At 61.8% G+C, this 23040-nt stretch carries 24 protein-coding genes; 14 read left to right on the top strand and 10 right to left on the bottom strand.

Features of this window, described 5'->3' with window-relative positions; all coding sequences use genetic code 11:
- Positions 1 to 19: 19 nt before the first annotated feature.
- The 5 genes from ACK3EW_RS12480 to ACK3EW_RS12460 are packed head-to-tail and all read left to right on the top strand — an operon-like array spanning position 20 to position 3430.
- Positions 20 to 832, top strand: a complete 813-nt coding sequence (locus tag ACK3EW_RS12480) for an ABC transporter permease (protein ID WP_439119417.1) — start codon at positions 20 to 22, stop codon at positions 830 to 832.
- On the top strand, positions 829 to 1596 hold the full coding sequence (locus tag ACK3EW_RS12475) for an ATP-binding cassette domain-containing protein (protein ID WP_493806474.1): 768 nt from the start codon (positions 829 to 831) through the stop codon (positions 1594 to 1596). Before ACK3EW_RS12480 ends, ACK3EW_RS12475 begins: the two co-directional genes overlap by 4 nt.
- On the top strand, positions 1577 to 2821 hold the full coding sequence (locus ACK3EW_RS12470) for an agmatinase family protein (RefSeq protein WP_493806473.1): 1245 nt from the start codon (positions 1577 to 1579) through the stop codon (positions 2819 to 2821). Before ACK3EW_RS12475 ends, ACK3EW_RS12470 begins: the two co-directional genes overlap by 20 nt.
- On the top strand, positions 2811 to 3239 hold the full coding sequence (locus ACK3EW_RS12465) for a hypothetical protein (protein WP_439119420.1): 429 nt from the start codon (positions 2811 to 2813) through the stop codon (positions 3237 to 3239). Before ACK3EW_RS12470 ends, ACK3EW_RS12465 begins: the two co-directional genes overlap by 11 nt.
- On the top strand, positions 3236 to 3430 hold the full coding sequence (locus tag ACK3EW_RS12460) for a hypothetical protein (RefSeq protein ID WP_439119421.1): 195 nt from the start codon (positions 3236 to 3238) through the stop codon (positions 3428 to 3430). Before ACK3EW_RS12465 ends, ACK3EW_RS12460 begins: the two co-directional genes overlap by 4 nt.
- Here the strand turns inward: ACK3EW_RS12460 and ACK3EW_RS12455 are convergent.
- Complete coding sequence (locus tag ACK3EW_RS12455) at positions 3427 to 3936, bottom strand: MarR family winged helix-turn-helix transcriptional regulator (RefSeq protein WP_493806472.1); 510 nt, start codon at positions 3934 to 3936, stop codon at positions 3427 to 3429. The two genes, ACK3EW_RS12460 and ACK3EW_RS12455, sit on opposite strands and share 4 nt — an antisense overlap.
- A 115-nt stretch (positions 3937 to 4051) precedes the next feature.
- On the opposite strand from ACK3EW_RS12455, the gene ACK3EW_RS12450 reads away from it, so the two are divergent.
- From ACK3EW_RS12450 to fahA, 5 genes are read left to right on the top strand one after another with little or no spacing between them, the layout of a single operon-like run.
- The gene (locus tag ACK3EW_RS12450) at positions 4052 to 4996 is read left to right on the top strand and encodes an MBL fold metallo-hydrolase (RefSeq protein ID WP_493806471.1); all 945 of its coding nucleotides are present in this window, start codon (positions 4052 to 4054) and stop codon (positions 4994 to 4996) included.
- 28 nt (positions 4997 to 5024) lie between these two features.
- Positions 5025 to 6638: an FAD-dependent oxidoreductase gene (locus ACK3EW_RS12445; protein ID WP_493806470.1), complete on the top strand. Its 1614-nt coding sequence runs from the start codon at positions 5025 to 5027 to the stop codon at positions 6636 to 6638.
- 4 nt (positions 6639 to 6642) lie between these two features.
- Positions 6643 to 6840: a DUF2783 domain-containing protein gene (locus tag ACK3EW_RS12440; protein ID WP_493806469.1), complete on the top strand. Its 198-nt coding sequence runs from the start codon at positions 6643 to 6645 to the stop codon at positions 6838 to 6840.
- Entirely contained in the window at positions 6837 to 8186 is a 1350-nt protein-coding gene (hmgA, locus tag ACK3EW_RS12435; RefSeq protein ID WP_493806468.1) for a homogentisate 1,2-dioxygenase, read from the top strand. The genes ACK3EW_RS12440 and hmgA overlap by 4 nt, the downstream gene beginning before the upstream one ends.
- 3 nt (positions 8187 to 8189) lie before the next feature.
- The gene (gene fahA, locus ACK3EW_RS12430; RefSeq protein WP_493806467.1) at positions 8190 to 9440 is read left to right on the top strand and encodes a fumarylacetoacetase; all 1251 of its coding nucleotides are present in this window, start codon (positions 8190 to 8192) and stop codon (positions 9438 to 9440) included.
- Between the two features lie 6 nt (positions 9441 to 9446).
- On the opposite strand, the gene ACK3EW_RS12425 is transcribed toward fahA, so the two are convergent.
- From ACK3EW_RS12425 to ACK3EW_RS12390, 8 genes are read right to left on the bottom strand one after another with little or no spacing between them, the layout of a single operon-like run.
- Positions 9447 to 9842, bottom strand: coding sequence for a RidA family protein (locus tag ACK3EW_RS12425; protein WP_439119428.1), 396 nt, complete (start codon positions 9840 to 9842; stop codon positions 9447 to 9449).
- Entirely contained in the window at positions 9832 to 10251 is a 420-nt protein-coding gene (locus tag ACK3EW_RS12420) for an acyl-CoA thioesterase (RefSeq protein WP_439119429.1), read from the bottom strand. Before ACK3EW_RS12420 ends, ACK3EW_RS12425 begins: the two co-directional genes overlap by 11 nt.
- Positions 10248 to 11864: an AMP-binding protein gene (locus ACK3EW_RS12415; protein WP_493806466.1), complete on the bottom strand. Its 1617-nt coding sequence runs from the start codon at positions 11862 to 11864 to the stop codon at positions 10248 to 10250. Before ACK3EW_RS12415 ends, ACK3EW_RS12420 begins: the two co-directional genes overlap by 4 nt.
- Entirely contained in the window at positions 11864 to 13015 is a 1152-nt protein-coding gene (locus tag ACK3EW_RS12410) for an acyl-CoA dehydrogenase family protein (protein ID WP_493806465.1), read from the bottom strand. The genes ACK3EW_RS12415 and ACK3EW_RS12410 overlap by 1 nt, the downstream gene beginning before the upstream one ends.
- Positions 13015 to 13818 (bottom strand): enoyl-CoA hydratase family protein, encoded by an 804-nt coding sequence (locus ACK3EW_RS12405; RefSeq protein WP_493806464.1) that lies wholly within the window; start codon positions 13816 to 13818, stop codon positions 13015 to 13017. The genes ACK3EW_RS12410 and ACK3EW_RS12405 overlap by 1 nt, the downstream gene beginning before the upstream one ends.
- Entirely contained in the window at positions 13805 to 14281 is a 477-nt protein-coding gene (locus ACK3EW_RS12400) for a MarR family winged helix-turn-helix transcriptional regulator (RefSeq protein WP_493806463.1), read from the bottom strand. Before ACK3EW_RS12400 ends, ACK3EW_RS12405 begins: the two co-directional genes overlap by 14 nt.
- The gene (locus ACK3EW_RS12395) at positions 14278 to 14997 is read right to left on the bottom strand and encodes an SDR family NAD(P)-dependent oxidoreductase (RefSeq protein ID WP_493806462.1); all 720 of its coding nucleotides are present in this window, start codon (positions 14995 to 14997) and stop codon (positions 14278 to 14280) included. Before ACK3EW_RS12395 ends, ACK3EW_RS12400 begins: the two co-directional genes overlap by 4 nt.
- Complete coding sequence (locus ACK3EW_RS12390; RefSeq protein WP_493806461.1) at positions 14994 to 17288, bottom strand: bifunctional salicylyl-CoA 5-hydroxylase/oxidoreductase; 2295 nt, start codon at positions 17286 to 17288, stop codon at positions 14994 to 14996. Before ACK3EW_RS12390 ends, ACK3EW_RS12395 begins: the two co-directional genes overlap by 4 nt.
- Positions 17289 to 17494: 206 nt before the next feature.
- Between ACK3EW_RS12390 and ACK3EW_RS12385 the strand changes: the two genes are divergently transcribed.
- Entirely contained in the window at positions 17495 to 19426 is a 1932-nt protein-coding gene (locus tag ACK3EW_RS12385) for a 3-hydroxyacyl-CoA dehydrogenase NAD-binding domain-containing protein (RefSeq protein WP_493806460.1), read from the top strand.
- Between the two features lie 5 nt (positions 19427 to 19431).
- Here the strand turns inward: ACK3EW_RS12385 and ACK3EW_RS12380 are convergent, their stop codons facing one another.
- A complete protein-coding gene (locus ACK3EW_RS12380; protein WP_493806459.1) occupies positions 19432 to 20694 on the bottom strand; it encodes a flavin-containing monooxygenase in 1263 nt (420 codons plus the stop codon).
- 194 nt (positions 20695 to 20888) lie between these two features.
- On the opposite strand from ACK3EW_RS12380, the gene ACK3EW_RS12375 reads away from it, so the two are divergent.
- From ACK3EW_RS12375 to ACK3EW_RS12365, 3 genes are all read left to right on the top strand, one after another.
- Positions 20889 to 21317 (top strand): RidA family protein, encoded by a 429-nt coding sequence (locus tag ACK3EW_RS12375; protein WP_085628628.1) that lies wholly within the window; start codon positions 20889 to 20891, stop codon positions 21315 to 21317.
- A complete protein-coding gene (locus ACK3EW_RS12370) occupies positions 21314 to 21988 on the top strand; it encodes a DUF1028 domain-containing protein (RefSeq protein ID WP_493806458.1) in 675 nt (224 codons plus the stop codon). Before ACK3EW_RS12375 ends, ACK3EW_RS12370 begins: the two co-directional genes overlap by 4 nt.
- A gap of 81 nt (positions 21989 to 22069) precedes the next feature.
- Positions 22070 to 23005, top strand: a complete 936-nt coding sequence (locus ACK3EW_RS12365; protein ID WP_085628724.1) for a LysR substrate-binding domain-containing protein — start codon at positions 22070 to 22072, stop codon at positions 23003 to 23005.
- The last annotated feature ends 35 nt before the right edge of the window (positions 23006 to 23040 follow it).

Here is a 23040-nt window from a genome sequence, read left to right as displayed (position 1 = left end):
GCGTGGCGGCATCTCTCCGATGCGTCTGATCAACATAAAACCCGGCCCTGCGCTCGCGCTGTTTCTTGTCCTGCTGCCCTTTGCAGCGGTGCTGGTCGCTTATGCCGTGGGCTCCGACATCCGCCTGACGGCAAACCCGTCCGACAAGTTGCTGCCTGCGCCGGGCACGGTGGGCGACACGATGATGCGGCTGCTCACCGAAGGCGACAGGCGCACGGGCCGCATCCTTTTCTGGCATGACACATGGGCCAGCCTGCAACGGCTGTGGCTGGGCATCGCGATCTCGGCCAGCGTCGGGTTGGTGTTCGGACTGCTGATTGGCCTTTTCCCGCTGGTGCGAAGTTTGTTGTCGCAATTCGTGGCGGTGCTTTCGATGATCCCGCCGCTGGCCCTTTTGCCGATCCTGTTCATCGTGTTCGGGCTGGGCGAACTATCCAAGGTCGTGCTGATCGTGGTGGGCACCCTGCCGTTCATCATCCGTGACCTGAGCCAGCGCACCTACGAGATCCCGCAGGAATTGCTGGTCAAAGCGCAGACATTGGGCGCCTCAAGCTGGGTCATCGCGATCCGGGTGGCGCTGCCGCAGGTGATGCCGCGGCTCATTCAGGCTGTGCGCCTGTCGCTGGGTCCGGCATGGCTGTTCCTGATCGCCGCCGAGGCCATAGCGGCGGATCTCGGGCTGGGCTACCGGATCTTTCTGGTGCGCCGCTACCTCGCGATGGATGTGATCCTGACCTACGTGATCTGGATCACCATACTCGCCTTTGCGATGGACTGGCTGCTGCGCTGGGCCTCACGCCGCTTTTACCCCTGGGCGGAGGAGGGCTTGTGAGCTTTGTCACCGTTCGCGACCTGTTCCAGACCTATGGCAACCGCCCGATCATCGAACGGGTGAACGTTGACGTAACCGAGGGGGAATTCATCTCGATCGTTGGTGCGTCGGGTTGTGGCAAATCCACCTTCCTGCGGTTGCTGTTGGCACAGGAACGGCCCACCCGTGGCGAGATCCGCATCGACGGGGCAGAGCCTGCCCTCGAACCGGGGTTGGACCGAAGCATCGTGTTCCAGCGCTATTCGGTGTTCCCGCACATGACCGTGCGCGACAATATCGTGGCGGGCGAGAGTTTTCGCAGCGGCTGGGGCCGGTTCTTTGGCGATGCGGCCAAGGCGGCGCGTGACCGTGCGGATCAGACACTGGCGCGGATCGGTCTGGATCATGTCGCTGACAATTACCCGGCCACCCTGTCGGGCGGCATGCAGCAGCGTCTTGCCATTGCGCAGGCGCTTGCGGCGAAACCCCGTGTCCTGCTGCTCGATGAACCGTTCGGTGCGCTCGACCCCGGCACGCGTGTGTCGATGCATGACTTCCTGCAAGACCTGCGCGCCGAAACAGGCATGACCGTGTTCATGGTGACCCACGACCTCGAAGAAGCGTTCAAGCTGGGCGACCGCGTTCTGGTTTTCGACAAGCCGCGCTGGGATCCACACGATCCGTCCCGCTACGGCGCGACCATCACCTACGATTTCGATGCCCGCGATGGCGGCATCCCGTTTCAGACCCTGAAGGAGAACATCCATGTTCCAGAGCCGCACTGACCGGTCCCGGTCGCACCATCCGGCGGATCACCGCCGCACCGAGGCGCGCCACCACCACCCAGACCTGACCAAGCTGCGCGGCTGGAAGGCGATGCATGACGAGGCGGGCATCCCCGGCAGCGGTTGGGAACAGGAGCGCAAATGGGCGCTGCGCATGGGGCTGACGGGTGCCGACAGCATCGAGGACAAATCCATCCCCACCTTTGCACGCGGGGAACTGCCGCATTACGCGGGGATCAACACCTTTCTCAAGGCGCCATACGCTGAGGATGTGACCGAGGTGGGCGATTACGACGCCACAGTTCTGGGTATTCCCTTTGACGGTGGCACCACCTATCGCGCGGGCACCCGGTTCGGTCCGCAGGGTGTGCGCAAGATCAGCGCGCTTTACACGCCTTACAATTATGAAATGGCCGTTGATCTGCGCGAGCAGATGACGCTCTGCGATGCGGGGGACGTGTTCACGATACCGGCCAATATCGAAAAGACCTTTGATCAGATCAGCCGCGCGGTCAGCCATGTGGCTTCGTCTGGCAGCCTGCCCATCATGATCGGCGGCGACCATTCCATTGGCTTTCCCTGTGTGCGTGGCATTGCGGAGTGCACCTCCAAGAAGATCGGCATCGTGCATTTTGACCGCCACGCCGACATTCAGGAGAAAGACCTCGATGAGCGGATGCACACAACGCCGTGGTTCCATTCGACGAACCTGCCCAACGTGCCCGCCAAGAACCTTGTTCAGGTCGGCATCGGTGGCTGGCAGGTTCCCCGCGAGGCGGTAAAGGTGGCGCGCGAGCGCGAGACCAACATCATCACCATGGGCGACATGGAGAAAATGGGCATCGACCGCACCGCCGAGATGGCGCTGGAAATGGCGTGGGATGGGGTGGACATGGTCTACATGTCCTTCGACATCGACAGCATCGATTGCGGGTTCGTGCCCGGCACCGGCTGGCCCGAACCGGGTGGCTTCCTGCCGCGCGAGGCGCTGGCACTGGCCTCCAAAGTCGCGGCCGAGGGCATCTGCGGCATGGAACTGGTCGAGGTGGCACCGCCCTACGACCAATCAGAGATCACTGCCCTGATGGGCACCCGCGTGATCGTGGATGTGCTGGGCAGCCTTGTCGCATCAGGCAATATGGGCAAGCACAAGCGCCATATCGACAAGCCCGTGACGATCCCGCATGGCGAATTCGAAGGAAAGCGGTGGTCCAATGCCACATGATATCGTGAACGGCCATATCGGCCACAACCACAGCCACGGCGACCACCTGCACAGCCACATGCCCGATGCCGACCGGGCCGAGGAATTGCAGGTGCTGACCACGCAATTCATCGACGGCTTTGTCAGCGCGAAGGACAAGATGTCGTATCTGCGGCTGGCCGGTGTGCCGTTGGAAATCGCGGCACCAGATGGCGGGCCCTCGATGAAGCTGGTGGATGTCCAACTGACCACTGAATGGCAAGTCGGCACGGCGTCCCCCTCGTTCGGATCGCAGGAACTGTCCTATCTGCCATATCCCGGTGACATGGTAACAGAGCGGACGAATATGGGGTTTGTCTATGTGTCTCTACGGGCAAAACAGGTTAACGATCTACGCGACTTCCTCAAACACCATCCCGCCGCGCGGGACGTGACATGAAGGCTTGGGCGGTTTTTCTGGCGCTTGTCGCCACCCCGGCTGCCGCGCATCACGATGTGGTTATGGTTGCCTCTACGCTGCCTTTGTTGGGCGGCGTGGCGGCTATCGTGTCCGCAATGCTGCTGGGTTTGCGCGGAAAGCTGGGCAAACGCGCGGATCGGGCACCAAAGGGGCGTCGAAACGCGCGTTAAACCGGCGACGGCATTATTTTGGCGTCACGATCAAGATCCATCACCGTTCTGGGTTTGGCCTCTGGGTCGTCGTCCAGAACGGCGTGCATACGCTCCATCACGCGGAAAAACGTGGCGAGGTCTTCGGCGCTGACCGCACCAGTCAGGTGCCCTTCGATCTGCGTGGCAGCTGGGATAATGTCGGCCAAAGCCCTGCGCCCGGCATCGGTTAACGAGATTGCCACAAGACGACCGTCCCCTTCGCCTTGGGTCTTTTGAACCAGCCCCTCTGCTTCGAGCCGTGACACTGCGCGGCTGACCCGCGGCTTTTCCAGATTGACGCAATTGTGGATGTCGCGCACCGACACCGCGCCACAGCGCAAAAGATGCACCATCACCCGCCATTCTGCGACAGCCAGTCCATGGGTTCGCCCATATTCCACTGAAAGCCGTCGGCTGACCCGTTCCGACAAGACCGCCAGCCGGTAGGGCAGGAACGAAGACAGGTGAAAATCGTCAGGCGTCATGGAATGGTCCAAACTCGTTGCAATTGAAATGATATTGACTTTCGTTGCTTTTGCAACGACGAATGACGTGCCCTGAGATGACATGGGCTAATGCACGATAGGGAGACGCGCACACATGGCTTTTGCATCGCAGGGCGACACCGCAGAAAAGCAGATTTCCTTTACCGAGATTGGCGATGGTCTTTATGCCTTCACCGCCGAAGGAGATCCGAATTCCGGCGTCATCATTGGCGATGACAGCGTCATGATCGTCGAAGCACAGGCCACACCGCGCCTTGCGCAAAAGGTCATCGACTGCGTGCGCAGCGTGACCGACAAACCGATTTCCCATGTGGTGCTTACCCATTACCATGCGGTGCGGGTGCTGGGGGCCAGTGCGTTCAACGCCGATCAGATCATCATGTCGGACGCCGCGCGCGGCATGGTTATGGAACGGGGGCAAGAAGACTGGGGCAGTGAATTCCAACGCTTTCCGCGCCTCTTCGAAGGCCACGAGAGCATTCCCGGCCTAACATTTCCCACCACCACCTTCAGCGACAGCATGACGGTCTATCTGGGCAAGCGGAAGGTCGAGATCAAGCAGATCGGCCGTGCGCATACTGCAGGCGACAGCGTGATCTGGGTGCCTGACAGCCAGACCATGTTCACCGGTGACATCGTGGAATACCACTCGGCCTGTTATTGTGGTGATGGCCATTTCGAAGAGTGGGGTGCGACGCTGGACGCGGTCAAAGCCTATGATCCGCAAAGCATTGCGCCGGGCCGTGGCGACGCTCTGGTCGGGCGCGAGATGGTGGATGCAGCCCTCGCCAACACGCGCGACTTTGTCGACAGCACCTACAACGCGGTCAAACCGATTGCCGCGAAGGGCGGCAGCCTCAAAGAGGCATGGGACGCGGTGCGGGATGCCTGCGACCCGAAATTCAAGGATTACGCCATCTACGAACACTGCCTGCCGTTCAACGTCGCCCGCGCCTATGACGAGGCGCGCGGGATCACCCATCCCCGCATCTGGACTGCGGAACGCGACCTCGAGATGTGGGCGCAACTGCAAGGCTGAAACCGAGTGACTGGGGAGGAGACCCATCATGCCGCTGGATGACCGCTATCAACTGGCGTTCACGCTCTATCCTTATGCGCGCAGCACCGAACAGGATGCATCCGCACCGGTGCGGCACCCTGTGGTTGTCATGGGCGGTGGCCCGGTCGGCATCGCCACGGCGCTTGATCTGGGCTTGCAGGGTATCCCGGTGGTCCTGCTTGATGATCACGAAGGGGTCGGGCAGGGAAGCCGCGCCATCTGTTTCGCCAAACGTACGCTTGAGATCGCCCATCGGTACGGGTGCGGTCAGCCGATGCTCGACAAGGGTGTGATCTGGAACCTCGGCAAGGTGTTCCATGATGATCGGCAGGTGTTCGAATTCAACCTGCTGCCAGAGCAGGGCCACCGCTATCCAGCCTTCATCAACCTGCAACAGCCCTATTTCGAACGCTTCCTTGTGGACCGAGTCCGCGAGGCGCAGGCTCAAGGCGCGCCAATTGACCTGCGGGGTAAGAACCGTGTCGACACGGTCGAGGTCATAGACGACCATGTCATTCTCGACATCACCACACCCGACGGTCCTTACCGCATCACGGCGGATTGGCTGATCGGCTGCGACGGTGCGTCCAGCCCTCTGCGCAAGATGCTCGGGCTCGATTTCGAGGGCCGGGTGTTCGAGGACAATTTCCTGATCGCCGACATCACCATGAAAGCAGATTTTCCGACCGAACGCTGGTTCTGGTTCGAGCCGCATTTCAAATCCGGTGACAGCGCGCTTTTGCACAAGCAGCCCGATGGCGTCTGGCGGATCGACTTCCAGCTCGGTTGGGACATTGACCGCACCGAAGAGTTGAAAGAGGAAAATGTCCGCCGCCGTCTGGACGCGATGCTTGGTCCGGATGTGGAATACGAACTGGTCTGGACCTCGATCTACCGGTTCCAGTGTCGCCGGATGAAAACCTTTCGCCAAGGCCGGGTGATCTTTGCCGGCGATGCGGCGCATCAGGTCTCGCCTTTTGGCGCGCGCGGGGCCAATTCTGGCATTCAGGACGTGGACAATTTGGGTTGGAAACTGGGTCTGGTGTTGAACGGTACGGCACCCGAGGCCCTGCTGGACAGCTACGATCTGGAGCGTCGGCACGGCGCGGACGAAAACATCCTCAACTCGTCGCGGTCGACCGATTTCATCACGCCGAAATCCCGCATCAGCCATGTGTTCCGCAACGCGGTGCTGGATCTGGCGGAACATCACACCTTTGCCCGTCCATTGGTCAATTCCGGACGGCTGTCGGTGCCTTGTGTCTATGACGGCCTTCCGCTGAACACGCCCGACGCGCTGCCGGATGGCCCGGCCCGCACCCGTCCCGGCGCTCCGTGCCCGGACGCGCCTTTGGGGCAGGGGTTTCTTCTGGATCATCTTGGTGGAGATTTCGTGTTGCTGGGTATTGGCGTTGATGTGCCAACCGCGCTTGAGACCCACGGACTGACCGTACGCGGCGTCTCGGTGCCTGTGGATGACCACATCAAGGACCGCTATCTGGGCCAGACAACTGCCGCCGTCTACCTGATCCGCCCCGATCAGCACGTCGCGGCGCGCTGGCCCGCCTATGACGAAGCTTTGGTGCAGGCCGCTTTGGCCCGCGCTATCGGAAAGGACTGACGCGATGGCGCTCAACACCGCTCCCAACATCCCCGATCCAGATGGGTTCTATGCCGAGTTGCTGAACGCCCATGACGGGTTGAGCGACGATGACAGCATCGCGTTCAACGCCCGTCTGATCCTGATCCTTGCCAACCATATCGGCGACCGCGCGGTGCTGATCGAAGCGCTGGCTGCCGCATCGAAAGGAGACAAGTCATGAATGCTCCGTACACATCCGGTCTTGTTCAGGCCAAAGGCACCCTGACAGAGCCGGGATACATGCCCGGCTGGGGCAATGATTTCGAGACCGAGGCCTTGCCCGACGCGCTGCCGCGCGGCATGAACAGCCCACAGAAATGCAACTACGGGCTTTATGGCGAACAGCTTTCCGGCACGGCCTTTACCGCAGAGCGCCCTGAACGCACGTGGTGCTACCGCATTCGCCCTTCGGTCAAACATTCCGCCCGCTACACGCGGATTGATCTGCCCTATTGGAAAAGCGCGCCGCACATTCCCGAAGACGTGACCAGCCTTGGTCAATACCGCTGGGACCCGGTGCCGCATACGGGTGAGGCGCTGACCTGGCTCACGGGCATGCGCACCATGACCACGGCGGGGGATGTGAACACGCAAGCGGGCATGGCGAGCCACATCTACCTTGTGACCGAGAGCATGAAGGATAGCTATTTCTTCAGTGCCGACAGCGAGTTGCTGGTCGTTCCTCAGGAAGGTCGGCTGCGCTTTGCGACCGAGCTGGGTATCATTGATGTCGAGCCCAAGGAAATCGCCATCCTCCCGCGCGGTCTGGTTTACCGAGTCGAAGTGCTGGATGGCCCGTGCCGGGGTTTTGTCTGCGAGAATTACGGCCAGAAATTCGAGCTGCCGGGCCGTGGCCCCATCGGCGCGAACTGCATGGCGAACCCCCGTGACTTCAAGGCGCCGGTTGCTGCGTTCGAGGACCGCGAAGTTCCATCGACCCTGACCGTCAAATGGGCCGGACAGTTTCATGAGACACAGATCGGCCAAAGCCCGCTCGACGTGGTGGCGTGGCACGGCAACTACGCGCCTTACAAGTATGATTTACGGACCTATTGTCCAGTTGGCGCGATCCTGTTCGACCATCCCGATCCGTCGATCTTTACCGTCCTCACCGCGCCTTCGGGTGTGCCGGGAACGGCGAATATCGACTTCGTTCTGTTCCGCGAACGCTGGCTGGTGGCCGAAAACACCTTCCGTCCGCCGTGGTATCACAAGAACATCATGTCCGAGCTCATGGGCAACATCTACGGTCAATATGACGCTAAACCGCAGGGCTTTGTCCCCGGCGGGATGAGCCTGCACAACATGATGCTGCCCCATGGCCCGGATCGTGAGGCGTTCGAGAAGGCGTCGAATGCCAACCTTGGCCCCGACAAATTGGACCGCACCATGTCCTTCATGTTTGAGACGAGGTTCCCTCAGCATCTAACTGAATTTGCAGGTAAAGAAGCTCCATTGCAGGATGATTACATCGACTGCTGGGACAGCTTGGAAAAGAAGTTCGACGGCACGCCGGGGAAGAAATAACCGATGGCTTTGCGTCGGTCCTGGCTGGAAAGCGCCAACGCTCCGGGCTGTGATTTCCCGCTGAACAACTTGCCTTACGGCGTGTTCTCGGTTGGTGATGGCGACCTGCGCTGTGGCGTGGCCATCGGTGACCGGATCGTCGATGCCACCGGATTGGAAGCGGCAGGGCTTCTGCGCGCCGATCCTGATGCGGATGTGCTGGACGCGCCTTATTGGAACGACTTCATGGAACTTGGGCGCGAGGCGTGGTCTCACTACCGCACGTCGCTGACCGCGATGTTGGACGAAAGTGCCGACGAGGCGGTGCAGGACCAGATCATCACCCACTCGGTTCCGATGAAAGACGCGGTACTGCATATGCCGTTTCGCGTCAGCGAGTTCACCGATTTCTATTCCAGCCGCCATCACGCCACCAATGTGGGCACGATGTTCCGGGGGGCCGAAAACGCACTGCCGCCGAACTGGCTGCACATTCCCATCGGCTATAACGGCCGTGCGTCTTCGGTTGTGGTCTCAGGCACGCCGGTCACGCGCCCGCATGGTCAGATCAAAGGACCGGACGACGCCACACCGCGCTTTGCGCCCTCCGACCGGTTCGATATCGAACTCGAAATGGGCGCCATCGTTGGGCAGGCGTCCGACGGGCCGATCAGCGTGGCCAAGGCGTTCGACAACATCTTCGGCTACGTGATCCTGAACGACTGGTCCGCGCGCGATATCCAAGCGTGGGAATACCAGCCGCTTGGACCTTTCCAGTCCAAAGCCACCGCCACGACGATCAGCCCATGGATCGTGACCGCCGCCGCGTTGGAGCCGTTCCGCACCAGCACGCCCGCGCGGGAGACGCCGCTGCTTGACTATCTGACCGAGCCCGGGCCGATGCTTTATGACATTGCGCTTGAGATCGGGCTAACCCCAGAGGCGGGAACAGAGACCGTGATCGCCCGCACCAATTACAACGAAATGTACTATTCCGCCGCCCAGCAACTCGCGCATCACACCAGTTCAGGCTGTCCGATGCGGGTGGGTGACTTGCTGGGGTCAGGCACCATTTCAGGGCCGGAACGGCACAATCGTGGTGCGCTGCTCGAACTGAGTTGGGGTGGGAAAGAACCGATCACGCTTGATACCGGCGAAACCCGAACCTTTGTCGAGGATGGCGACACGCTCGCTCTGCGTGGCCATGCGCAAGGGGACGGATACCGCGTCGGCTTTGGTGCTTGTGTCGGCATGGTGCGACCTGCGCGACGGTGAGAGCTATCAACCCAGATGCGCGGTCGCTTCGATTTCGACCTTGGCTGCGTCTTCGATCAGCGCGCTGACCACCACCATCGACATCGCGGGGAAGTGCTTGCCGAACACGTCGCGATAGGCGGCGCCCACTTCGGATTGGTGCGCGAGGTATTCGGCCTTGTCGGTGACGAACCATGTCAGACGGGTGACATCCTCCACCGTGCCGCCCGCCGCCTCGACAATCGCGCGGATGTTAGACAGGGCCTGCCGCATCTGGCCGATGAAATCCGATGCGACAAAGACCTTGTTGGCATCCCATCCGATCTGTCCGCCGATATGCAGCACGCCATCCTTGGTCAGCATCCCGTTGGCATAGCCCTTGGCGGGCAACCATCCCTCGGGCTGGATCGTTTTATGCGTCATCTGGGGCCTCTTTGGTCTTGAGAAGGGTGCTGAGTGCCTCTGGCCACGGGCTGGACCGTCCCGCATCGTCGACATGCACCAAGGTCGCGCGGGTTTCAAAGCGCAGTTCGTCGCCACAGGTGGCGGTCATGCGGTAGGTCAGGGACGTATTGCCCAGCCGCAGCACCCAAAGCGACAGCCGCAGGCGGTCACCATGATAGCTGGGCCGCACGAACCGCGTTTCTATCTGGGCCGTGGGGATGCCTTCGGACTTTAGGATTTGCTCGAAAGGGTAGTCCAAGGCTTCGTCAAAGAACGCTTCGACGAGGTCGTTCATCATCTCGAAATAGCGCGGGAAAAAGACGATCCCTGCCGGGTCGCAATGGCGGAAAAGGACCTTTTGGTCCTTGGCAAAGGCGGGTTCTGTCATTGGTCTTTCAACCTGAAGCGCTGGATTTTTCCCGTCGCGGTCTTGGGCAGATTGTCTGCGAACACCACTGACCGTGGGTACTTGTAGGGCGCGATGGCCGCCTTCACGTGGTCCTGCAAGGCTTTGACCATCTCGGCATCGCCCAAATGCCCCTTGGACAGCACAACATGCGCCTCCACAATGTAGCCGCGCGCATCGTCCGGCGCACCGATCACGGCGCATTCGGCCACCGCAGAATGGGAAAGCAACGCCGCTTCGACCTCGGGTCCGGCGATGTTGTAGCCGGAACTGACGATCATGTCGTCATTGCGCGCGGCGAAGTGGAAATAGCCATCAGAGTCGCGTATGAAACTGTCGCCGGTAATGTTCCAGCCGTCCTGCACATAGGTGCTCTGGCGGTCCCCCTTGAGGTAGCGGCACCCCGTCGGGCCACGCACCGCAAGCCGCCCGACCTCGCCATCCGGCACCACCTCACCTGCATCATTGATGACCTTGGCCTCATACCTCGTCACAGGTTTGCCGGTGCAGGCGGGTTTGTGGTCGTCAAAGCGGTTGGAGATGAAGATGTGCAGCAGCTCCGTCGCCCCGATCCCGTCGAGCATGGGTTTGCCCGTCTTGGCGATCCATTCGTCATAGACCGGGCCGGGCAGGGTTTCTCCCGCAGACACCGCCGCGCGCAAGGACGACAGGTCTGCGCCATCCTCCATCGCGCGCAGCATCACGCGATACGCGGTCGGCGCGGTGAAACAGACCGTGGCTTTGTATTTCTCGATGATCTCGATCATGTTGGGCGGCGTCGCCTGTTCCAGCAGCGTGGCCGCCGCCCCGAACCGCAGCGGAAAGATCGCGAGCCCCCCCAGCCCAAATGTAAACGCCAGCGGCGGAGAGCCGACAAACACATCGTCCGGCGTCACACCCAACACCTCGCGCGCATAACCGTCTGCGATGATCATCAAATCCCGGTGGAAATGCATCGTCGCTTTGGGCACCCCGGTAGACCCCGATGTGAACCCCAGCAGCGCCACATCGTCCCGCCCCGTGGGGACGGAGGTAAAGCGCACCGGCTTTTCCAGTGCCAGCCGGTCAAGTTCGGCATCGTGGTTCGAGGTGCCATCGAACCCGACCACGGATGTCAACGTCGCGCTGTCCTTGGCACAGGCCACCATCTCGTCCATCAGCCGCGTATCGCACAAAGCGTGCGTGATCTCGGCCAGTTCTACATAGGTCCGCAACTCGGCCGCACGTAGCATCGGCATCGTGTTGACCACCACCGCACCCACTTTGGTTGCAGCCAACCAACAGGCCACCATCGCAGGGTTGTTGGCCGACCGGATCAGCACGCGGTTGCCCGGTTTCACGCCCAAATCCTCGACCAGCACATGGGCCAGACGGTTGGTCCAATCGCTGGGTTCCTTGTAGGTGCGCAACCGCCCGTTGCCGATCAGCGCGGTATGGTCGCCAAAACCCTTCTCGACCATGCCATCGGTCAGTTCCCAGCCGGCGTTCAACCGTTCAGGATAATCGAACCCGGCCAGATTGAATTCTGGCCAGAGGTCAGGCGGTGGAAGGTTGTCGCGGGCGAATGTGTCGACATGGGCAGAGGGTCCGAGCATCACGTTCCTCCTTCGAAGGCAGCAAGGGTCTGACGGGCGATGATGACTTTCTGAACATCCGACGCGCCTTCGTAGATGCGCAGCGCGCGGATCTCGCGGTAGAGCGTTTCGACAGCCGTGCCCGACCGCACGCCGTCGCCGCCGAAGAGTTGAACCGCCTTATCGATAACCGTTTGGGCCTGATCGGTTGCGAACAGCTTGGCCATCGCCGCCTCGCGGGTGATCCGGGGCGCACCGCTGTCGCGGGTCCACGCGGCGCGGTAGACGAGCAGGGCGCTTGCATCGACATCCACCGCCATATCCGCGATATGGCCTTGGACCATCTGCAAATCGGCCAGCGGCGACCCGGCGATTTGCCGCGTTGTTACCCGCGCCAACGCCTCGTCCAAGGCTCGACGGGCAAACCCCAACGCGGCGGCGGCCACGGTGGTGCGGAAGACGTCGAGCACCGACATGGCGACCTTGAACCCCTGACCGGGTGCGCCCAGCAATGCACTTGCGGGGATGCGGCAATCGGTAAATCGTAACGTGGCCAGCGGATGCGGCGCGATGGTGTCGAGTCGTTCTGCAATCTCGAACCCCGGCTGGTCAGGGGTGACGATGAAGGCGGACAGGCCCTTGGCCCCCGGAGCTTCGCCGGTGCGGGCAAAGAGCGTGTAGACATCGGCGATGCCGCCATTCGAAATCCACGTCTTTTCGCCGTTCAACACATAGCTGTCGCCATCGCGCATGGCGGTCATGGTGGAGTTGGCCACATCCGATCCCGACCCCGGTTCGGTCAGCGCAAAGGCGGCAATCGCCTGGCCCGCGCGGGTTTTCGGCAACCACTGGGCTTTCTGCGCCTCGGTCCCGAACAGCGTGATTGCACCGGTGCCTAATCCCTGCATTGCAAACACGAAATCGGCCAAACCGTCGTGCCGCGCCAGTGTTTCCCGTGCAAGGCACAGCGTGCGCAGATCAAACTTTCCGTCGTCGCTTGATGTCGGCTGCAACAGACCCGCCGCACCCAATTGAGCGACAAGCGCCCGGCACGCCGCATCCGTGTCGCTGTGGTCGATCTCCAACCCCTGCGCCACCTCGTCTACACGCGCGGCCCAGTCGCGGTGGTCAGGCTCAAAAAACGGCCAGTGGAGGTAGCTTTGGTCCGCCATCAATCGCCCTCAAACACAGGTTTTTCCTTGGCGACGAACGCCTCGTAGGCGCGGCGGAAGTCGTTGCCCTGCATGCAGATCGCCTGCGCCTGGGCCTCGGCCTCAATCGCTTGTTCAAGGCTCATCGACCATTCCTGCGCCAGCATCGTCTTGGTCATGGAATTGGCGAAGGTCGGACCTGCCACGATGCGTTCGGCCAGTTTGATCGCCTCGGCCTCCAGTGCGTCCGCTTCCACAACGCGGTTGAAGAAGCCCCACGCCTCGCCCTCAACGGCGCTCATAGCGCGTCCGGTGTAAAGCAGGTCCGCCGCGCGGCCCTGTCCGATGATCCGGGGCAGGATGGCGCATGCGCCCATATCGCAGCCCGCAAGCCCGACGCGGTTGAACAGGAACGCGGTCTTTGCCTCGGGCGTGGCCAAGCGCAGGTCCGACGCCATCGCCATGATCGCGCCAGCCCCCGCGCAGACGCCATCAACGGCGGCAATCACAGGCTTACCACAGCCGATCATCGCCTTGACCAGATCGCCGGTCATCCGCGTGAAGGTCAGCAGTTCCTTCATGCTCATCCGCGTCAGCGGGCCGATGATATCGTGCACATCGCCGCCCGAGGAAAAGTTGCCGCCATTGGGCAGGATCACGACAGCATGAATGTCGTCGGAATAGACCAGCGCCCGAAACCAGTCGCGCAATTCGGCGTAACTGTCGAAGGTAAATGGGTTTTTCCGTTCGGGCCGGTCATGGGCGATGCGTGCGATACCGCCTGCAATTTCGCAGCGGAAATGCTGCGGTTTATTCAGAACCATGTCTGGCCTCCTGCGTCATGGCCTTTTTCAGCAGGCCGATCATTGACTGGGTGTCGGTATCCGTGAGCGGCGCGAGCAACTCGTCAATCCACGCCTCGTGCTGAGCAGCGAGGTCCGCAAAGGCGGCCTCTCCCTTGGGGGTCAGTCGCGCCAGATTGGCACGGCGGTCGCCGGGTACGGCCACACGCAGCGCCAGACTTTCTTCGACCAGCCGGTCGACGATGCCGGTCACATTGCCGTTTGACACTTTGAGGTAGCGGGACAGATCGCTCATCTTCAGCCCGTCCCGGTGGCGGGCGAGGGCTGCCATCACATCGAACCGGGGCAGGGTGGTGTCATGCCTGTCGCGCATCCGGCGGCGCAATTCGCCTTCGATACCCGAGGACAGTTTCAAAAGCTGCAACCAAAGACGCAGGCGTGCTTTGGACATCGGCTCTGTCATGTTCGTCTGTTCGGGCTTCATATCTCGCCCCCGGATACAGACAGGGCATGACCGTTGATCGCGGCAGCGGCTGGCGAGGCGAGGAAGAGCGCAGTTCCCGCAATCTCGGACGGGGTGATCAGCCGCCCTTGGGGGTTGCCGGCGGCGATCTTCGCCGTTGCTGCCGCGCGATCCAGATCGAAGCGTTGCATCAATCCGGTGATGGCGCCTTCCGCCAGATCGGTATCGGTGAAGCCCGGACAGATTGCGTTACAGGTGCCGGCTGTCTTCGCAACGTCCAGTGCAATCGAGCGGACCAACCCCAAAACACCATGCTTGGCCGCGGTGTAGGCCGGGACAGAGGCGTTGCCCTGCAAGGACGCGGTCGAGGCGATGGCGATCAGCCGTGCATCCGCTGGCCCCGTCCGCAACGCCTCGCGGAAGGTGAGGAACGTGCCGGTGAGGTTGACGGCCAGCGTGGCGTTCCAATCGTCAAGCGACAGCTTCGACACTTTGCCGGATGCGCCCCATCCTGCATTTGCGATCACAACATCGAACGGTTTGTCGAACAGGGCCGCGATGTCCGCCTCCGAGGTAACATCGGCCTGACAGCAGGTGATCTCGCGCCCCTCGGCGGTCTCGTGCAATGGCTCTATCCGGCGGCCTGCGATGGTCACCGCATCGCCGTGGTCGGCAAAGGCATGGGCAATCGCCCGACCGATGCCCGTGCCACCACCAGTGACCAGAACCCGCCTCATGCGCGCACCGCCTCGGCCTCGTGCTCGGCCAACCGCCACGCCTGATCGCGCCCGGCAAGGTAGGGCAACGGCCAGTCCTGTGCCGCGCGGTCGCCAAGCTTGGTCGCTTCGTGCAGGGTCCAGTAGGGATCGGCCAGATGCGGGCGGCCAACCGCCACCAGATCGGCGCGTCCGGCCACCAGGATCGAATTGGCGTGATCGGCCTCAAAGATGTTCCCGACTGCCATCGTACATAGCCCGCCCTCGTTGCGGATGCGGTCCGAGAACGGGGTCTGAAACATTCGGCCATAAACCGGCTTTGCCTTGGTCGAGGTTTGGCCTGCGGACACGTCGATCAGGTCCGCTCCGGCCTCGGCAAACGCTTTGGCGATCAGAACCGCCTCGTCCGGCGTCACGCCGTCCTCGTCCAGCCAATCAGTCGCCGAAATACGCACCGACATTGGTTTCCCCTCAGGCCAGATAGCCCGCATCGCAGAGAACACCTCAAGTGGATAGCGCAGACGGTTCTCCAGGCTGCCGCCGTAATCATCTGTACGGATATTTGACGCAGGCGAGATAAAGGAGGACAGAAGATACCCGTGTGCCGCGTGCAGTTCGATCATGTCGAACCCGGCGCGATCCGCCATTTCGGCAGAGGCCACGAATTGCGCTGTGATCTCGTCCATCTCGTTGCGGGTGATCTCGCGTGGGATCGCGTTCTCGTCTGACCACGGCAGGGCAGAGGCGCTGACCACGTCCCAATTACCCTCGGGCAGGGGGGCGTCCATCCGTTCCCATCCCAGTTGCGTCGATCCCTTGCGCCCGGAATGGCCGATTTGGCAGCAGATTTTCGTATCCGTTACCCCGTGTACGAATTTGGTCAGCCGCGCCCAGGCCGCTTCGTGTTCGGGCGCGTAAAGCCCCGGACAGCCGGGTGTGATCCGCCCCTCGGGCGACACGCAGGTCATTTCGGTAAAGACCAGACCCGCACCCCCCTTGGCACGTTCGCCGTAATGGACAAGGTGCCAGTCGGTGGGGCAGCCGTCCTCTGCCATGTACTGCGCCATGGGTGAGACCACGATGCGGTTCTTCAGGTCCATGTCCCGCAGACGGAACGGGGTGAACATCGGTGCACGCAGCGGTGCGTCCTCAGGCACACCGGCCTGCGTCATGAACCAGCGTTCTGCGCCTTCGAGCCACGCCTTGTCGCGCGCGCGGAGGTTCTCGTGGCTGATCCGCTGGCTGCGGGTGAGCATCGAGTAATTGAGCTGAACCGGATCGAGGCCCAGATACCGCTCGACCGTTTCGAACCATTCCATCGAATTGCGGGCCGCCGATTGCAGGCGCAGCACTTCAAGGCGGCGTTCGTCTTCGTAACGCTGGAAGGCATGCGCCATGTCCGGTTCGGTGTGCAGGTATTCAGCCAGAGCAATCGCGGATTCCAGCGCAAGCTTGGTGCCTGATCCGATGGAGAAATGCGCGGTCGCGGCGGCATCGCCCAGTAGGACAACGTTCTCATGGCTCCATGTCTCGCATAGAACGCGAGGGAAGCGGATCCACGCCGACCCCCGGACATGCCGCGCGTTGGTCATCAGAGCGTGTCCGCCAAGGTGGTCTTTGAAGATTTCCTCGCAGGTGGCGATGCTTTCGTCCTGCGTCATGTCAGCAAAACCAAAGGCGTCAAAGGTCTCTTGCGTGCATTCCACGATTAAGGTCGCGGTGTTGTCGTCGAACTGGTAGGCGTGCGCCCAGACCCAGCCCTTGTCGGTTTCCTCGAAAATGAACGTGAACGCGTCATCAAAGCGCTGATGTGTGCCCAGCCAGACAAACTGGCAATGGCGCAGGTCGATGTCGGGTTTGAAGCTGTCGGCATAAAGCGTGCGGGTCTTGGAATTGAGACCGTCGCTGGCCACCACAAGGTCGTACTCCTGACGGTAATCGTCAGCGCTGCCGATTTCGGTCTCGAACCGCAGGTCGACGCCCAATTCCCGCGCCCGTGCCTGCAGCAGGATCAACAGCTGTTTGCGCCCGATGCCGCAGAACCCGTGACCGGAGGACACAAGCCGTTCGCCGCGATAGTGTAGCGCAATGTCATCCCAATAAGCGAAATGGGCGCGGATCGCCTCGGCGCTTGTCGCGTCGTTCACGGCAAGATTGTCGAGCGTTTCGTCCGACAGCACGACGCCCCAGCCAAAGGTGTCGTCTGGCTTGTTGCGTTCGATGATGGTGATGTCATGCGACGGGTCACGCAGCTTCATCGAGATCCCGAAGTAAAGCCCTGCGGGTCCGCCTCCCAGACATGCAATACGCATTTCGGCCTCTTTCTGTAACAGCTTGATCAAAAGGCTGCCCGAGTCGGCAATTTATTTCAAGTTTGAAATTTCAAACTTGAAATATTATCGTCGCGTTCCGAAGCAAACCTGTGGTGCTGCAATCCGATAGGCGAGGTCCTCTTGCCATTCTTGGCCCGTGACTTGACAGTTGTGCCACCACTCCAAGACGAAGGTGACCCAATCCGATGAGCGTTTCGATAGACAGGCAAGGCCGCGTGGCGGTTGTCACAATCGACAATCCGCCGGTGAACGCGTCATCGCAGGCGGTGCGTGCGGGGCTGTTGGAAGCTGTGACCAAGACCGAGGCTGACCCGGATGTCGACGCGGTCGTCCTCGCCTGTGCAGGACGCACCTTTGTCGCCGGAGCTGATGTCCGCGAGTTCGACCTGCCGCCCATGGAGCCCCATTTGCCTGATGTCATTGCTGCCATAGAGGCCGCATCGAAACCGTGGGTCGCGGCAATCCACGGCACCGCTCTGGGTGGGGGGTTGGAACTGGCAATGGGGTGCCATTTCCGGATCGCGGACCCCAAAGCGCGCATGGGTCTGCCCGAAGTGACCCTTGGTCTGGTGCCGGGGGCCGGGGGGACGGTCCGATTGCCGCGTCTGGTCGAGGCAGAACTGGCGCTGACAATGATTGCGGGGGGCAAGCCGATCTTGGCCAAGGTGGCGCTGACCGCAGGTCTGATCGACGCGATTGCAACGGGCGATCTGCTGGACGAATCCGTGGCTTTGGCGGTCGAACAAGCGGGGCCACGACGCACGCTTGAAAACGCGGTTGTGGGTGCCTCTGATGCAGAGGCTTTCGACAAGACAGCAACAGGCCTGCGTCGCAAAGCGCGCGGGCAGGAGTCGATTGGAGCGGCCATCGACGCGGTAGGGCGCGGTTTGCGCTTGCCCGCTGACGAGGCTTTGGCGGCGGAACGCGCGACATTCCTTGACTTGAAGTCCAGTGATCAGGCCCGCGCCTTGCGGCACATCTTCTTTGCCGAGCGCGCCACCTTGGCCGATCCAAGAGCCAAACAGACCCCGCGCCCTTTAAGGCGGATCGGTGTGATCGGCGGTGGAACGATGGGTGCAGGCATCGTATCGGCCTTTCTGATGCGGGGCTTCCAGGTGACCCTGATCGAACGGGATGAGGCCAGCCTGCACGCTGGTGTCGACCGTGTGCAAGCGACGCTCGAGAGTAGCGCCAAGCGTGGCCTCCTTCCTGATCTGGACGTGGTGTCGGCGCGGTTCGACACCGCTATCGACTATGCCGCGCTTTCGGATGCGGATTTGGTGATCGAAGCGGTGTTCGAGGACATGGAGGTCAAGAAACAGGTTTTTGCGCGACTGGATCAGGTGACAAAGCCGGACGCGATCTTGGCAACCAATACGTCGTATCTTGACGTGAATACTATCGCAGCGGTGCTGTCCGATCCGTCGCGCGCCGTTGGCTTGCATTTCTTTTCTCCGGCACATGTCATGAAGCTCTTGGAGATCGTCCTGCCCGACGCGGTGGCCGAGGATGTGGTCGCCACGGCGGCGAAACTGTCCAAATCGCTGGGCAAGATCGGGGTTTTGTCCCGAGTCTGCGATGGGTTCATCGGCAACCGCATCATGTCGGCCTATCGGGCCGAGGCGGATCGGCTGCTGATCGACGGGGCCAGCCCCGATCAGGTGGACTGCGCCATGCGGGACTATGGCTTTCCGATCGGCGTCTTTGAGATGCAGGATTTGGCGGGCCTCGACATTGCCTGGGCCATGCGCAAGCGGCGGTTGGCCGAGGGCAAGATCAGCGGTGGATATATCAGGATCGCGGATCGGTTGTGTGAGATCGGTCGCTTCGGGCGCAAGATGGGTGCGGGGTGGTATGACCATGCCGACGGCACTGCACAGCCGTCTGAGGTGGTGATGTCCATCATCGCCGAAGAGCGTCAGGCGATGGGGGCGGCGGGCAGCGGCTTTGCCGATGCAGACGTGATGCCGCGTATTCTGGGCGCGATGACCCGCGAGGCGGAGGCCGTGCTGGCCGAAGGGATCGCCCGATCTGCCGATGATATCGACGTGGTCATGGTCAATGGTTACAGCTTTCCGCGCTGGAAAGGCGGGCCGATGTTTGCGGCGAGGCGCTGAAGCGTTCAGGCGTCCTCGGGCACCCGGATCGCAGCGCACCCCTGATACGCCATGTACCCGCGCTGGATGGCGATCTGGTCCGCGATGAACTTGGCGTCGTGCCATACCCCCCAGATAAAGGATGACCCGCGCCGCGTCTGCCACGGAAGGCCCACGAAATAGAGCCCCGGTTCACGCGACACGCCGCGCTGATGCTGGGGGCGCCCTGCGTCGTCAAAGGTGTCGGCCTTGATCCAGCTGAAATCGAACTGATAGCCGGTCGCCCAGAGGATCGTGCCGATCCCGGCCTCGGCCAGATCGATCTTGCGGATCGGATCGGTCACGCAGGCGGGATCGTCCGGGATGGTCCGCGCCTCGGGCTCTAGCGGCAGATCCAGCCCATGCTTGGCGACATAGGCATCCGCCTCGTCCAGAACGGACAGGTAATTGGTATCCCCGGCCAGCAGATTGGTCTTTAGATCGTCGGCAAAGCTGACCACGCCGTCCCGATAGCCCTCGGTCATCCCCAAAAGCGTCATGCCCCGATGCGCCAGCGCGCGGAAGTCGATGGTTTTGCCGCCATGAGCGCCGCTTACTGCGATAGTCACATGCTCGGTTCCGGGACCGGGGCTGTCGGCGTTCCACTTGCCCAAGACCCCCAGCCACCAGACGTTGTCGCGTCCGCGGTAGCGCCGGGGCGGGCGGTCATGAGGCCCGATGGAGAGATAGACCTTGCGGCCCGCTGCCATCAGCTCTTCGGCAATCTGCACACCGGACGACCCGCCGCCCACCACCAGCACTGCCCCTTGGGGCAACTGATCCGGGTTGTGATAGGCGTTCGAGTGCAGTTGAAGCGGGCCTGCCTCCGCGGGCACTACAGGCGGGATGGCTGGTTTCTGGAACGGCCCGGTTGCCGCCACAACATGGCGGGCACGGATCGTGCCTTTCGAGGTTTCGACCACAAACCCGCCGTCCTTGGGTGTCACGGTCGTTACATCGACGCCAGTGTGGATGGGCGCATTGAACCGTTTGGCATAGGTTTCGAAGTAGGCGGCCACGCTTTCCTTGTCGGGGAAGGCATCGTCGTCGCAGGCAAAGGCCATGTTGGGAAACCGGTCGTGCCATGCGGGGCCATTCGCAACCAGCGAATCCCAGCGCTCGGTCCGCCAGCGCTCGGCGATCCGGGCGCGTTCCAGAACCACATGGGGAATGCCGAGCGTTGTGAGATGTTCGCTCATGGCAACACCGGCCTGACCAGCGCCGACGACGACCGTATCGAATTCTTCCATGGGTGCCTCCTTGACGATGGGGCCGAGCATAGGCAGCGGCCCCATGCGCGGCACACAACGGATTCCGAAAGCCTTGCTTGGGTTCTTTCTAATCAGGATTAGGCGTGGGCTAATCACAGATGAGGGAAAGGGTCGTTCCGCCCTTGGCCGCCGAAAGGATAGACCAAGCGGTACGCCTCATGAGGACAACAGGCATGGCCCATACCCGAATTCGTACGTTCAACACGTCAGACACCTATCCCGAACAGAAGCTCGACAATGATTTATGTCAGGCCGTCGTCACCCAAGGGGGCCGGACCGTCTGGCTGCGGGGACAGTGTCCGCAGAACCTTGATGATGCCCAGAATATCGACAGTCATGACCCAGTGGAACAAACCCACAAGGTGATGCAGAACATCCGCCAACTGATCGAAGAGGCCGGTGGCGAGATGGCGCATCTGGTCAAGGTGGTGGTCTACATCACCGATGTGCGCCACCGCGAGGCGGTCTATCGCACCATGGGCGAGTACATCAAAGGCGTGCATCCCGTGTCCACGGGCCTTGTCGTCAGCGCGCTGGCACGCCCCGAGTGGCTGGTCGAGATCGACGGCACTGCCGTGATCCCGGACGGGTATCAGCGATGACGTTTTCACTGGTCGCGCGCTGTGCCGAAACAGGGATGTTCGGAGTGGCGATTTCTTCGTCTTCGCCTGCAGTTGCAGCGCGCTGTTCCTATGCCCGTGCCGGAGTAGGTGCGGTGGCCAGCCAGAACGTGACCGATCCATCGCTCGGGCCTTTTGCGCTGGACATGATGCAGGGTGGCATGTCGGCGGCAGAGGCTATTGCGGGCGTACGCGATCAGGGGCGGCACATTGCCTATCGTCAGGTTTTGGCGATTGATCGGCAGGGCCGCACGGCGATCCATTCCGGGCCGAAATCTCTGGGGATCTGGACACAGGCCGAAGGCCGGGATGTAGCATCGGGGGGCAATCTTCTGGCCAATGACGGCGTGCCTGCAGCCATCGTCGCCGGGTTCGAGGCGGCGCAGGGACATTTGGGCGACAGGCTCATCGCGGCTTTGCGTGCAGGTCTGGCCGCAGGGGGCGAAGCGGGCCCGGTGCATTCGGCAGGAATGATGCTGGTGGACAAGGTCAACTGGCCCGTCGCCGATCTGCGCTGTGACTGGACCGAAGATTGCCCGATCGAGGCGGTCGCCACCGCGTGGGATGTCTACAAACCGCAGCTTGATGCCTATGTGCAGCGGGCGCTTGATCCAACACAGGCGCCATCCTACGGCGTGCCGGGGGATGAATGACGCCCTTTGACATTGGTCAGTCTTGAAGCCGCCCCCGAACCCGTCCACAGTTTGACGGAACCATTCGTTCAGGGGGCACGGATGCTGCGTTACACGCTGCGGCAATTGGAATACTTCGTTGCCGTAGGTGAGACGGGCAGCATCGCGCGTGCGTCTGAGAGGATCAACGTGTCCTCGCCGTCTATCTCTTCTGCCATTTCGCAGCTTGAGGCCGAGTTTGGCCTGCCGCTGTTTGTGCGCCAGCACGCGCAGGGCCTGTCGCTCACACAGGCAGGGCGGCAGATGCTCGATCAGGCCAAGACCGTCCTGCGCGAGGCAGGCGCGATGATGGACATCGCTGGTGACATTTCCGGCTCTGTCCGGGGGCCGTTGAGCATCGGGTGTCTGTTAACTTTTGCACAGCTCGTGCTGCCGACCTTGCGCCGTGGGTTTGAGGCGGAATTTTCCGAAGTGCGCCTGCGCCAGCACGAACTGAACCAAGTGGAACTGTTCAGCGCTTTGCGACGGTCTGAGATCGACGTGGCGTTGACCTACGATCTTGATCTGCCTGCGGATTTGCAATTCACCGCACTGGTGCGCCTACCGCCCATCGCGCTGATGGGAACTGCCCATCCCCTGGCCGATCGGGACGTGGTTACGGTCGAGGATCTGAGCGCGCATCCGATGGTTCTGCTCGATCTGCCGCTGAGCGCGGATTACTTCCTGTCGCTGTTTGATCATGCGGGGGGCAAGCCGGTGATTGCCGAACGCACGCGCGACATGGCGGTGATGCGGTCGATGGTAGGCAATGATTTCGGCTATTCCATCGCCAATGTTCGCCCGCTTAGCGACACGTCCCCGGATGGCAACCCGGTGCGGGTGATCCCTATTGGTGGCAAGGTCCGCGCACTGCGGATGGGGCTTCTTACGGCGCAGGATGCGGATCGGTCGAATGCGGTGCGGGCGTTTATCGAATACGCTGCATCGCTGGTGCGAACAGGCCGTCTGGACCGGATCGGTGGCGAACCTTTGGTCTGACTTAGCGCCAGCCTAAGCAACGGTTCCAAGGCCAA

The sequence above is a fragment of the Marivita sp. NO-S04 genome, assembly GCF_059070475.1.
This window is presented reverse-complemented; position numbering and strand designations above follow the sequence as displayed.